Below are 13,066 nucleotides of genomic sequence, written 5' to 3' on the forward strand. Positions count from 1 at the left end.
TGCCTACGTCGGAGTCTATTGGATCGGGACGGGGAAGGTCACGGCGAAGTGGGACCTATCCTCGTAGGACGGCCGGTGTGGAAGAATTTCATTTGGCCCCCAATCCTTCTGGTGCGTTGAAAGGAACCCCGTGCACGAGCCGGGAACCGAGCCCTTCCCCGACGTCCCAGTGCGGCCATCGTGGGCTGGAAGACTGCGCTCCGCACGGCTCACCTTGGGTTTTGTCATCGTTTTCTGGGGATTGGGCGCGTTGACGTCGAGCCTTGCCACTGGACCGGATGCGCAATTGCGGTTCCAGGTCGCAGCGACGCCACACTCGGTTCCAGATCACTGGTGGGCCGTCTTGGCTTCCGCCTTTTGGGCGAGGGACCTGACGGAGTACGTGTTTGGAACCGTCCTGGTGCTGGTGCTCGGGGTGCCCTTGGAGCGGCGAATGGGATGGCGGGCGTACGCAATCGCTGCCGTCTCCAGCCAGATTCTGGGCGTTGGCGCTTCCCTTGGATTCCTGGGCCTGGCCCAAGGCTTGCTGGGAAGCTGGACGCGGGAGATGGGCAGCCACCTCTTCATGGGTCCGAGTGCTTTCATCATCGGCACGGCCATGGCGGGGACTGCGTCCATGGCAACCCTGTGGAGGCGCCGCATCCGGCTGGCCGTCTTCGCCTTATTGCTACTCCTGGCGCTGTACAGCGGAGGGTTCGCGGATCTCGTGAGGCTCGGCGCCGCAGGGGTAGGCGCGGTTCTCGGCCCACTGTTGCTGAGACGTCGTCCGCGGCTCGGGCGCCCGGTCAGTACCCGGCACGAGGGCCGGGTACTGCTTTCGTTGCTCATTGCCGCCTCGGCGATCGGACCGGTGGTCGCCGGCCTCGTCCCGCATGCCGTGGGGCCGCTGTCCATCCTGCGTTTCCTGTTCACCAACATCCAGCCGGTGGACTCCCAAGCGCTCCAGACCCTCTGTGCACATCCCGCGCAGGCGAAGGACTGTGCCGTCGCCCAGCTGCAGTTGCGCGCCGGGGCCGGCGGGATCTTCATGGCCATCCTCCCGTCGTTCCTCCTCCTGTTGCTCGCAGACGGCCTCCGTCGCGGACGGCGATTTGCATGGATGGGGACGGTGCTGATCCAGGTGGGCCTGTCCGTCCTCGCAGGAATTGCCCTCGCCGGAGTCCTGCAGCCAACTGCCGCGGACACAGGGGCAAGCGAGGGGATCGGCGCCATCGAAGGGTCAGGCTCCTCGCAGCCGCTCACCTTGGCCCTGCCGCTGCTCTTGCCTCTGGCGCTGACCATCGTCCTGCTCGCGACCCGGCGGTTGTTCCACGTCACGGCACCGGCCGGAACCTATAAGCACCTTGCCGTCCAAGTTCTTGCCATGGCGGCTGTGCTCAGTGTCGTCTACGTGGGTGCAGGGTTCCTCCTCGCCCAGGATTTCTCCCCTGTTCCAGGATTGCCGGATCTACTAGCGGATGTCCCCGACCGTTTCCTTCCACTGGGCTTCGTGCTGGACCTGCCTCCAGCCTTCTTCCCCCAGGGCACAACCGCCGTTCTCGTCTACGAGGGCGTCGGAGTCGTCTTTTGGGCCATTGCGGGTGTCCTAATATTCAAGACTTTCCTTCACCAGACCCACACCCGGCACGACGCCAGTACCGAGCGGGCGCGGAAGATCATCAAGACGTGGGAAGGCAGCTCGCTGTCTTGGATGACAACATGGCCGGGAAACACGTATTGGTTCTCCGCTTCAGGACAGTCCTTTGTCGCGTACCGGGTCAGCACGGGAGTTGCGCTCACGCTTGGTGGCCCCGTGGGACCCAAATCCGAGATGGGCGCCGCCTTTGCGGAATTTGCCCGCCACTGCCGGGGCAATGGGTGGACGCCGTGTTTCTACTCAGTGCCCCAGGAACTGCGCGATCATGCGGACTCTTCCGGTTGGAGTTCCGCCCAGGTAGCCCAGGAAACGATCCTGCCGTTGCATTCGATTTCCTTCAAGGGAAAGAAGTTCCAGGACATCCGCACAGCCCTGAACAGCGCAGCGAAGGAGGGCGTCCATTACGAGTGGACGAGCTACGCCTCTGCTCCTTTCTCCGTCCAGGTCCAGATCGAGGAAATCTCCGAAGAATGGGTAGCGGACAGGAACATGCCCGAGATGGGCTTTACCCTGGGCAGCCTGGACGAGCTCGACGACCCCGAGGTGCGCTGCTTGCTTGCAATCGACAAGCGCCACACCGTGCACGCAGTCACCTCCTGGTTGCCCGTATACCGCAACGGGCACATCGTTGGCTGGACCCTCGATTTCATGCGTCGCCGCAGCGGCGGCTTCCGTGCCAGCATCGAATTCCTCATCGCTTCCGCGGCACTCAGCCTCAAGGATGAAGGATGCGAATTCCTCAGCCTCTCTGGAGCACCCCTGGCACGGATCGCCGAGGATCCTTCCGAAATTCCTCGCCCAAGGCCACGATCCCGGCCTCCCGGCAGCCTTGACCGGTTGCTCGATTGGTTGGGCGCGACTTTGGAACCGGTGTATGGGTTCAGATCCCTCTTGGCCTTCAAGGCAAAGTTCCAGCCTAGGTACGAGCCCCTTTACATGCTCTACCCCGACGCCGCTTCGTTGCCTGCCGTTGGAACCGCAGTCGCACGGGCCTACCTGCCCATGATCAACCTCGGAGCGGGGCTGGCCTTGGCCGGCCGGATCTTCCGCTGGCCTAAACGCTCCAGAACGTCAGCTCGACGCCGTCCCTAGGGCCGCCGTCGACGTCCCCGAAACCGCCGACGGCGCCTCTGAGGACGGCGCTTCTAAAGTCACTGCAGAGGATCCCGACGGCGGTGCCCCGCCAATCGGGGCATTGCTACGGTGCGCTTTGCCGTGGTGCAGTTGCAAGGCGCTGAGCACCAAGCCGAAATGGCTGAAAGCCTGGGGCATATTTCCCAGTTGCCGGCCAGCATGTGCGTCCCATTCTTCGCTCAGTAGCCCCACATCATTGCGCAAGGCGAGGAGTCGCTCGAAGAGCGCCGTTGCCTCCACGCGGCGCCCGGCCCCCAGAAGTGCGTCCACCATCCAGAAGGAACACGCGAGGAACACGCCCTCCTCACCCGGCAATCCGTCGTCGCTGTCTTGCGGACGGTAGCGCAGCACGAAGCCGTCTTCCGTCAGCTCGCGCTGGATGGCGTCAATGGTGCCGATCACGCGCGGATCGTCGTGGGCCAGGAAGCCCACTTTGGGGATCAGGAGAAGGCTTGCATCCAGCTCCTTGCTCCCGTAGGACTGGACGAAAGTGTTGCGGTCGGCGTCGAATCCATGGGTCATGACTTCGTCATGGATCGTGTCCCGCAAAGCCTCCCAGCGATCTAGCGGACCGGGCATCCCGGATTCACGGATTCCCCGGACCATCCGGTCAGCCGCAACCCAGGCCATCACTTTCGAGTGCACGAAGTGGCGCCGCGGGCCGCGTACTTCCCAAAGTCCGTTGTCCGGCTGGTCCCAGGTGCTCTCAAGGTGGCGCATCAAGGCGATCTGGATAGCCCAGGACTCATCGCCGATGGTCATCAGCGATGCCCGGGTCAGGGACAGGCAGTCCAGGACCTCTCCCCACACGTCCAACTGAAGCTGCTCCGCTGCCGCATTCCCGATTCGCACCGGCTTCGAACCCTGGTATCCCGCAAGCCACGTCAGCTCCGTCTCGGGCAATCGCCGGCGACCGTGCAAGCTGTACATGATCTGGAGGTCGGCCGGGTCGCCCGCAACAGCGCGCAGGAGCCAATCCCGCCACGCGCTGGCCTCCTCGGTATAGCCCGCGGCCAGGAACGCTTGAAGGGTCAACGTGGCATCACGCAGCCAGCAATAGCGGTAGTCCCAGTTCCGCGGCCCGCCAATCTGTTCGGGGAGCGAGGTGGTGGCGGCGGCAACAATGCCCCCGGTAGGCGCATAGGTGAGGGCCTTCAGCGTGATCAAGGATCGCTGAACGGCTTTCCGGTAAGGCCCCCGGACGGTGCAACGCTTGGACCAATCCGTCCAGAATCCTGCAGTGTCCTCAAGCGCGATGTCTGCCTCGACAGAGCGTGGCCGCCGTTCGTGGCTGGGCGCCCAGGTCAGGACGAAGGGGACGTGGTCACCGGCGTTCACCGTGAACTCGCTGACCGTGGTGAAGTCCTTACCTATCAACGGCGCCGGGGTCTTGAGGTAGACGGAGTCAGGACCGGCAACCGCGCGGAGACCATGCCTGTCACGGCGCACCCAGGGCACCACGTGTCCATAGTCGAACCTCAGTATCAGCTCGCCGCGCATCTTGACGGTCCCGCGGATCCCTTCCACCACGCGCACGATGTCCGCGACGGCGTCGCGCGGCGGCATGAAGTCGATGATCCGCACATGCCCTTCCTCGGTTTCCCAGTCCGTCTCCAGGATGAGCGTGCCGTCCCTGTACTGGCGTCGCGTGCATGTGCCCCCGGACTCGGGAGCCAGGAGCCAGCGCCCTGCGTTGGGAGAATCCAAGAGCGCTGCGAAACACGCAGGCGAATCGAAACGTGGAAGGCACAGCCAGTCGATCGAGCCTGCCGTGCTGATCAAGGCTGCTGTGTGCAGGTCCCCGATCATTGCATAGTCTTCGATCCTTTGGCCGGTGTTCGGTTGACCGTTCACAGTCCCTTCCCTAGCACTGATTGAATGGCGGCAATGGCTTTGGCCGTGATCTCTTCCCGTTGGCCGGAACCATCCACTGCGAGCACGATTCCGCGCTCGGAGTACCGCGCAACCACCGCCCGCGTCTCGTCCCGGTAGAGCTCCAGACGACGGCGGATCACCGGCGCCGTGTCATCGCTGCGGCCCTGCTCTTGCGCCCTGCGAAGCATCCGCTCCACCAGTTCGTCGTCGTCGACTGCCAGCTCGACGACCGCATCAAGCTGCTGCTCGTTTCCGGCCAGAATGCCATCGAGTGCCTCTATTTGTGCCGTGGTGCGGGGGTAGCCGTCCAGGAGGAACCCTGCCTGGACATCGGTATTGCCAAGCCGCTGCCGGATCATGGCATTGGTCACGTGATCCGGAACGAATTCGCCGTTGTCCATGTACTTGCTGGCTTCCGCCCCAAGTTCGGTCTTGCCTCCCACATGGGCGCGGAAAATATCTCCTGTGGATATCGCAGGGATTCCGAAATGCCTGGCGATGTATTCAGCCTGGGTACCCTTGCCCGAGCCAGGAGGGCCCATGATGATCAATCGCGTCATGTCACTGTCCGTTCGTGAAGCAGTTTGCGTGCCCCGGCATTTGGGCTAGAGCTTAGCAACTTCGGAGCGCTCGCGGCAGGGCCGGGGCGGTCCTCTTCAGACCGTGGCGGGGTCGGTGTTGGCGCCGCAAAGGATCACAGCCACGCGTTCCCCTTCTGCGGGGGCGTAGGCTCCCGAGTTCAGTGCAGCGAAAGCGGCGGCCGCGCCGTGTTCCACGACGATCCTGTACTCCTCCCAGAGGAGCGAGCGCGCGGCGGCGATGTCGTCGTCGGACACCAGGACCGTCCGGACGCCCGTGCGGACGGCCACCTCAAAACCGATCCGGCCGATCTGCCGGGCCCCGAGTGAATCCGCGGCGATCCCGGAAACGGCGACGTCAACCGGCATCCCTGCGGCCAGGGCCGAATGGAGGGTAGGCGCGTTGTCCGGCTCGATGCCAACAACCCGGGCGCGTCCTTCGACGGCGGCCGCGATTCCCGCCATGAGGCCGCCGCCCCCGACGGCCACCACGACGGTGTCTACTTCGCCCAGCTGTTCCAGGAGTTCCGAGCCCACGGTCCCTGCCCCGGCGGCGATTTCGGCTTGGTCGTACGCGTGGCAGTAGACGGCACCGGTTTCCTCGGCGTAGGCCAATGCGGCTTCAAACGCTTCGGCGTACTCGGTCCCGCGCTGGACCACCGTGGCGCCGCTGGCTTTGAGTTTCTTGACCTTGACGGCCGGTGCGGTCTCGGGGACAAAAACCGTTGCGGGGACACCGAGCTGGGCTGCGGCATAGGCATTCGCGAGCCCGGCATTGCCTCCTGAAGCGACGACGATTCCCACCTCGTCCTTCAGCTCGCCACGCTCCCGGCTGGCCAGGACGCGGTTGAAGGCACCCCTCGCCTTGAACGTACCCGTGTGCTGCATGAACTCGCATTTGAACCACAGTTGCCCAAGCACCGTCCCCGCGTCCGCCTCGAAAACGGGCGTGCGGCGGATCCTCCCGGCAATCCGGGCAGCCGCTTCATCGACGTCGACGCGTGTGATCATGGGGAGTCCTCGTTCCGTTCGGGCAGATCCCGGGCAGGTTTCAGGCAGGGCCTGACCTCAGGCTATCGCGTGCGGATTCAGAGGGACTCGACGTCGGCCGTTCCCGGCTGCTGCTGGCGCGCCTGCCGGTTCCGGCACCAGCGGCGGACAAGATCCACTGCGGCCCAAATTCCGGCGAGGGGAGAAAGCACCACCACACCGTAGATGAAGATCATCCACGTCAGGATGGCCAGGGGCGGCTGGCCTCCGCTCAACCAGGACAATCCGCCAAGCACCCCGATCGTCCAGAACAAAACCACGCCCACGAGCACCGCTCCCGCCGGAAAATACTCGCTCCTCACAACAGCCGTCAAAGTCTCCACCGGCCGCCCACCTGCCTTCCATCGCGCACCCGAACATCATCAGTATGCATCCGGCAAAACACCGATCCCCGCCAGCACGCGGGCGAAGTGACGAACATAACCGTGTTGCCCGTGTCGCCACGGATTTTCGGGCCTAGTTGACGCGTGGAATGGCGGCGTAATCTTGAATCACGCACGGTTGATAGCTGGAAATATGGCGTCGAAGAACGGTCGAAAACGTGGTTTGGCCGCGGTCCTCTGGAGGGTCATCGGATTCTTTGTTGTGAGCGCCGTTTGCGGTGTTCTCGCTGCCGGCCTGGTGGTTCCTGGCGTGGCGTCCGGCGGCATGGCCGTCAGCGGTTCGATCCAATACTTCGAGAATCTTCCGGGCGATCTGGTGGTCAATTCGCCGTCGCAGTCCACCAAAGTTCTCAGTTCCGACGGAAAGACGATCGCCACCTTCTATGCGGAGAACCGTGTGAGGGTCAGCCTCGACCAGATGTCGCCCTACATCAAGGAAGCGATTGTCGCCGTCGAGGATAGCCGCTTCTACGAACACGGCGGAATAGACCCCCAAGGGATTCTCCGGGCATTAGCGTCCAACCTCACCAAGGGCACCAGGGAAGGCGCGTCCACCTTGACCCAGCAGTACGTGACTAACGTCCTCAACGAGTCCCGCTTGGCGGCAGGCAAGACCCAGGAGGTTGTGCTCAGCGGGCAGAAAACCCTCGGTGACAAGCTGCGCGAGATGAAGCTCGCCGTTGAACTGGAGAAGAAATTCACGAAGGACCAGATCCTTGAGGGCTACCTGAATATCGTGTTCTTCAACCGGGACGCGTACGGCATCGAAGCCGCAGCGCGGCACTTCTTCAGCGTCTCCGCAAAGGACCTCAGCCTTCCACAGGCGGCCCTGCTCGCCGGCCTGGTCAACAGTCCGAGCTACTTCGACCCCTCCGTCCATCCGGACAACTCCGTCCAACGCCGCAACCTGGTGCTGGCTGACATGCTCACGCAGGGCAAGATCCCGCAGGCGGCTTACGCGGCGGCCGTCGCCACCCCCATCAAGCTCACCATCACTCCTGCAAAGCAGGGCTGTGCCGCCGCGGACATAGCGCCCTACTTCTGCGACTACATCTCCCACCTGATCCTCAACAACCCCGCGTACGGTGCCAGCCCCGCGGACCGGGAACAGCTTCTGTACCGCGGCGGCTTGACGATCACCACAACGCTGGACACCCGGCTACAGGCGGTGGCGCAGGGCCAGGTCAACGCCACCGCTGGGGCAAACCCGGACAAATGGGGCGCCTCCTTGGTGTCGGTGCAGCCCGGCACGGGCAAGATCCTTGCCATGGCACAGAACACGGTGTTCCTCCCTGAACCCGGGAAGTTCGATACCCAACTCAACTTTAACGTCGATTCGGTGGACGCCAACGGCAATGACCTGAACGGAGCCGGCGGGTTCCAGCCAGGTTCCGCGATGAAACCGTTCACTTTTACGGAGTGGCTCAACGAAGGCAAATCCATGACGACCACCGTGGACGCCTCGCGGAGGGTGTATCCACTCGGATTCCCTTGGAGATCCAGCTGCGGAAAGGTGCTGGGGGGCTACAGTACGGCCCAGAAAATCGCCGGGCTCGGTACCGCGGACGATCTCCGCAACAACGATGAGGGATACTACCGGCCGATGCCCGCCAACTACGGGCTCTACAACTCCATCAACACCGCCACTTTTGCCGAGGCATCGCAACTGGACTTTTGCGGTATCCAAAGAGTGGTGGACGCTGTGGGTCTCCACAGCGGCGTAGACAACGCGCCCGTGAACATGCACCAGTTGGGCAACCTCCTCGGCGGCACCGAAGTAGCCCCCCTTGTGCTGGCGAACGCCTTTGCCACATTCGCCAACGACGGCAAGTACTGCTCGCCGATCGCCCTTATAAGTGTGGTGGACCCCGGCGGCGCAAGGCTGCCCGCCCAAACCAGTTCCTGCCGGGACGCCATCAAACCCGAGGTTGCCCGTGGCGTCGACGCGGTCCTCCAGGACGTCCTCAAACGCGGCTCCGGCATTTACATCCAACCCAAAGTCCAGGACCTGTTCCCCACCGCCGCGAAAACGGGAACGAACAATAGCAACGGGTCCACCTGGGTAGTCGGGTTCACCACGGGGCTCGCCACGGCGTCCTTCTTCGGCGACACTATGGCGGGACAGAGCCGAGCGGGACAGAACGTGACAATCAACGGCAAGTTCTACACCGCCGTCGACGGCTACATGCTAGCTGGGCCGCAATGGGCCAACTACATGACGCAAGTGGCCGGGCTCTACCCTACTGCTGCCTTCCCGGCGCCGCCGGCGTCGATGGTGGGAACGCCGACTCCGCGTCCTTCGCCGTGAGCTTCAACATAAACCCGCGTACCCCCGGCCACCCCGGGGGTACGCGGTCTTTCCTGTGAGTTCCGGAAGAGTTCGGCTACTTCTGATTGAACCTGCCGTGAACGTTTCAGCGTGACGTGAAAACAGCGGGACGGGTACCCTTCCGCGCGGCAAGAATCGACCGGGGACTCACTTTCAGTCGATGAGCAACGCATAGCGAAAGGTCTTATTCCGATGAAGACAGCGAAGAAAAACGGGCTTGCCGTGGCAACGGTTCTAGGGGCCGTGCTGATGGCCGGATCCGCAATGGTGCCAGCGGTGGCCGACGATGCTTCCCGCGGCAGCCAGGACGCCCAGGGCCAGCCGGGATCCGATGGCAACAAGGGCCAGGGCGGCCAGGGCGAAACCTCAAAGCATGTCCTGCTGCTTTCGGTGGACGGCCTCCACCAGAAGGACCTGGATCTGTACGTGAAGAACCACCCAACGTCGGCCCTTGCGTCCCTCGTCAATCACGGCACCAGCTACACGCACGCCCAGACCCCGGTGCCCTCGGACTCCTTTCCCGGCATGGTCGGCCAGTTGACTGGCGGCAATCCCGGAACCACCGGCGTCTACTATGACGACACTTTCAACAGGACGCTGCTGCCCGCGGGCACAACTGACTGCAAGAACACCGCGCCCGGCGCCGAAGTGGCATTCACCGAAGCCGCAGACAAGAACCAGAACGCCCTCGACGCCGGCCAGGGCCTGCCCGGGCTTCCGGCCAGCATCCTGAACATGACGGGACAGCCCGGCGCACTCCTTGACCCCGCAGCCCTCCCGGTTGACCCGGCGAGCTGCGAGCCTGTCTACCCGCACCAGTATTTGAAGGTCAACACCGTTTTCGAAGTGGCTAAGAGCGCCGGCCTGACCACGGCTTGGTCGGACAAGCACCCGGCCTACGAAATCCTGAACGGCCCCTCAGGCAAGGGCCTGGACGATCTGTTCACCCCCGAAATCAACAGTATTGCCCCCGCTCCTTTTAGCGGCGACTGGACTAAGGACAACGCCGCAACCCAGCAGTACGACGGCTACAAGGTCCAGGCAGTGCTCAACGAAATCGGCGGCAAGGACCATTCGGGCACCAAGGCGGCCGCCGTACCGGCCATTTTCGGGATGAACTTCCAGTCCGTCTCAACGGCACAGAAGCTCCCGACGTCGGACGGCCTCGCCGGGGGTTACCTCCAGGGCGGCGTCGTTCCAGGCCCGCTCCTGAGTAAGGCGCTTGACTTCGTCAACGCTTCGGTGGGCAAGTTCGAGTCCGCGCTGGCCGCTTCGGGCCACGCAAAGGACACCACCGTGATCCTCTCGGCCAAGCACGGACAGTCCCCGATGGACCCGGCAGCCCTGACAAGGGTGCCCGACAGCGCAATCATCGACGGCCTGAACGCAGCATGGAAGTCGGCCCACCCTGGCTCAGCCGACCTGGTGGCGTTCTCCACGGACGACGACATCATGCAGTTGTGGCTTTCGGACCACTCGCAGGCAGCGGCGCAGTTCGCCAAGGACTACCTGGCAGCTCACTCGGCTGCCGGAAATGACATCAACGGCGCCGCCAAGACGGTGACCGGATCGGGGCTGAGCACGATCTACGCGGGCAGCGAGGTTGCTGGCTACTTCGGCACCCAAACCAGCGATTCCCGTTACCCGGACATCCTGGGCATCGCCCAGACCGGCGTGGTCTACACCGGCGGCAAGTCCAAGATCGCCGAACACGGCGGAGCCAGCGCGGACGACCGCGACGTGCCGCTGGTGGTCTCCGGCGCCAACGACGAACATGCCCGGACAGTGACCAGCTCGGTGGAGACGACCCAGATTGCGCCGACCATCCTGAAGACGCTCGGACTGAATCCGAACAAGCTGCAGGCCGTGCAGATCGAAGGGACCAAGGTCCTCCCCCAGCGCTAATCCGGCGCAAAACAAACACTGGAGGGGCCCGGCCGCTAAATCCGCATTGGGCGCCACGCGAGGTCTGCTTACAATCAAACGTCAGCAACTACTGAGGGAACCATGAAGAAAATCACCACAACCCTGCTCGCGGCCGGGCTCCTCCTCTCCGCTTCAGCCTGCTCCGCACCGCAGCAGCTGAGCACCGCGGACACGTGCAGCCGGGTCAAGACCGTCATCTCGAACCCCACGAACAGCACCGACAAGACCGGAATGATCCGGTTCGCGAACCAGATCCGCCCCATCGTGGCCGTTTCCTCGGATGAGCTAAAGCCCACGCTGAAGGCGATCGTGGACTATCTGGACGAGTCCGTGAAGGACAACCCGGATTCCGCGAAGCTCAACACGCTGAAGGCCGACTACCAAAACGCCGGGACCAACTACGGTAAGTACTGCGGCAGCTAAGGGCAGTTTGCGCTCCGTACCCGAGGGCTGGCCGCGGACGCCCAGCCCTCGGGACGTTTTCCGGATTCCCGGCTACGTGGCTTTTTGGTCGGCGTACACGGTGTCGGGTTTCGGAACCTACGTCACCACGCTGGCGCTGCAGGTCCTGGTGGTGGAATCGCTTCACGGTACTGCCACCGACGTCGGCCTCCTGAACGCTGCCCGGTGGCTTCCCTATCTCTTTTTCGGGCTAGTCGCCGGCGCGCTCGTCGACCGGCGGCGACGGAAGCCCATACTCGTGGGAACCGACCTCGCACGGGGCATCCTGCTGTTGGCCATTCCGCTTCTCTACGCGCTCGGATGGCTGAACCTCGTTGTCCTGATCGTCTTCGTTGCCTTCTTCGGCATGTTTTCCCTCTTCGGTGACGCCGCGTCCCAGTCGTTCCTCCCAAGGATCGTGGCTAAGCAGGATCTGCTGGCGGCCCACGCCAGGGCCGACCAAAGCGATGCCGTCGCCCAAACCTCCGGTCCCCTCGTAGCCGGCGGACTGGTCACGCTTCTCGGAGCTCCCGTGGCGGTCCTCGCCGACGCCGTGTCCTATCTCTTTTCCGCGCTGGCGATCTCCCGAATTCGCGTTGCGGAGCCCGCGGAGAGATCTGACGCGTCCCTGCGAAATCTTCGCGTCGAGATCGCCGAAGGACTCCGGTGGGTCTACAGGCACCGGGTTCTTGCACCGATGGCGATCGGATCCCACGTGTGGTTCCTCTCCAACAGCGTGCTCGGAACGGTGTTCGTTGCATTCGTCCTGCTGGAACTGAGGTTGTCTGCGTTCGAGCTGGGCATCACCCTGGCCGCGGCCGGCGTCGCCGGGCTGCTCGGAAGCACGTTCTCCACCAGGTTCGGCATGAGATGGGGAGCGGGACGGGCGGTGATCATCTGCAATAGCCTCATGTCGATCGCTTGGGCGATCATCGCCGTCGTGCCCACCGGCAGCGGACAGAAATGGTTCGTGATTCTCGTGTTGGCCGCGGGCCAAGCCCTCTACGGGCTCGCCCTCGGGCTGAGCAATGCGAACGAGATGGGTTACCGGCAGGCGGTTACTCCGGACCACCTCCAAGGACGCATGAACACCACCATACGGTCCGCGAACCGGGCGATGATCGTGGTCGGCGCGCCCGCCGGGGGTCTACTCGCGGTATCAATCGGGTACCAACCGACGCTGTGGATCGCTATCGGGGGATTCGTCGTGGCAGCGGTGTTCCTGGCGGCGTCGCCATTCCGATCGGCACGTCACGGAGACGCCGCTCAGGACCGCCTGCACTAGGGACTGCGGCTCCATGACCTGCAGTCCGGCGCACGTTACAGCGCGGTGTGTTTCCCGAACGGGTGATGGCCGGTGGCCGGCTGTCCGTGACTGCCCAGCCATTCGGACAGGGCCTCGCGCAAGATCTCGCTGGGCGTAAGGCTGAGCGTTTGGGAAGCCGACTCCAAGGCACGGTCCAGTTCGTCAGGGATCTGGAAGTCCAGGGGCGAGGGACGGCTGCTTTCCCGTGCATCGGAAGGCATGTTATCGCCACGCAAAAGCTTGCCGGCGGCCGGTTTCATGTCGTTTTCGGTCCACGCCGAAAGGTGGTCGAAATGAGTCACATCTCGTGTCATGATTTTCCCTCCCAACAATCAAGCATCCTCCGTTGTCGGGTTGCCGTCACCCATCTACGAGTAATTACTCGGTAACTATCGCGGCAATCGCTCT

Annotated in this window: 10 protein-coding genes; 5 read left to right on the top strand and 5 right to left on the bottom strand. The window is 63.6% G+C overall.

The features are described from left to right. The first annotated feature begins 130 nt into the window (after nt 1–130). Nucleotides 131–2,728: a bifunctional lysylphosphatidylglycerol flippase/synthetase MprF gene (locus LFT43_RS17555; protein ID WP_395798976.1), complete on the top strand. Its 2,598-nt coding sequence runs from the start codon at nt 131–133 to the stop codon at nt 2,726–2,728. Here LFT43_RS17555 and LFT43_RS17560 read toward each other — a convergent pair. The 4 genes from LFT43_RS17560 to LFT43_RS17575 all read right to left on the bottom strand — a co-directional run bounded on the left by LFT43_RS17560 (nt 2,708) and on the right by LFT43_RS17575 (nt 6,596). Further along, nucleotides 2,708–4,579, bottom strand: coding sequence for a glycoside hydrolase family 15 protein (locus LFT43_RS17560; protein ID WP_395803146.1), 1,872 nt, complete (start codon nt 4,577–4,579; stop codon nt 2,708–2,710). The genes LFT43_RS17555 and LFT43_RS17560 overlap by 21 nt on opposite strands. A 41-nt stretch (nt 4,580–4,620) precedes the next feature. After that, nucleotides 4,621–5,205, bottom strand: a complete 585-nt coding sequence (locus tag LFT43_RS17565; protein ID WP_395798978.1) for an adenylate kinase — start codon at nt 5,203–5,205, stop codon at nt 4,621–4,623. A 96-nt stretch (nt 5,206–5,301) separates the two neighbouring features. Next, complete coding sequence (locus LFT43_RS17570) at nt 5,302–6,234, bottom strand: threonine/serine dehydratase (RefSeq protein WP_395798980.1); 933 nt, start codon at nt 6,232–6,234, stop codon at nt 5,302–5,304. A gap of 77 nt (nt 6,235–6,311) precedes the next feature. Beyond that, nucleotides 6,312–6,596: a hypothetical protein gene (locus tag LFT43_RS17575; RefSeq protein WP_395798982.1), complete on the bottom strand. Its 285-nt coding sequence runs from the start codon at nt 6,594–6,596 to the stop codon at nt 6,312–6,314. 193 nt (nt 6,597–6,789) lie between these two features. Between LFT43_RS17575 and LFT43_RS17580 the strand changes: the two genes are divergently transcribed. The 4 genes from LFT43_RS17580 (at nt 6,790) to LFT43_RS17595 (ending at nt 12,637) form a co-directional block, all read left to right on the top strand. Further along, on the top strand, nt 6,790–8,964 hold the full coding sequence (locus LFT43_RS17580; protein ID WP_395798984.1) for a transglycosylase domain-containing protein: 2,175 nt from the start codon (nt 6,790–6,792) through the stop codon (nt 8,962–8,964). A 213-nt stretch (nt 8,965–9,177) separates the two neighbouring features. Continuing rightward, nucleotides 9,178–10,890 carry an alkaline phosphatase family protein gene (locus LFT43_RS17585; RefSeq protein WP_395798986.1) on the top strand — a complete coding sequence of 571 codons (1,713 nt, stop codon included), beginning with the start codon at nt 9,178–9,180 and terminating at the stop codon, nt 10,888–10,890. A gap of 102 nt (nt 10,891–10,992) precedes the next feature. Next, nucleotides 10,993–11,334 carry a hypothetical protein gene (locus LFT43_RS17590; RefSeq protein ID WP_268020368.1) on the top strand — a complete coding sequence of 114 codons (342 nt, stop codon included), beginning with the start codon at nt 10,993–10,995 and terminating at the stop codon, nt 11,332–11,334. Nucleotides 11,335–11,410: 76 nt separating this feature from the next. Further along, entirely contained in the window at nt 11,411–12,637 is a 1,227-nt protein-coding gene (locus LFT43_RS17595; RefSeq protein WP_395798988.1) for an MFS transporter, read from the top strand. A 35-nt stretch (nt 12,638–12,672) separates the two neighbouring features. Here LFT43_RS17595 and LFT43_RS17600 read toward each other — a convergent pair whose 3' ends face one another. After that, nucleotides 12,673–12,972 carry a hypothetical protein gene (locus LFT43_RS17600; protein ID WP_395798990.1) on the bottom strand — a complete coding sequence of 100 codons (300 nt, stop codon included), beginning with the start codon at nt 12,970–12,972 and terminating at the stop codon, nt 12,673–12,675. Nucleotides 12,973–13,066 lie beyond the last annotated feature (94 nt).

Origin of the sequence: Arthrobacter sp. FW306-04-A (assembly GCF_044358315.1) — a bacterium.
Classification (GTDB): Bacteria; Actinomycetota; Actinomycetes; order Actinomycetales; family Micrococcaceae; genus Arthrobacter.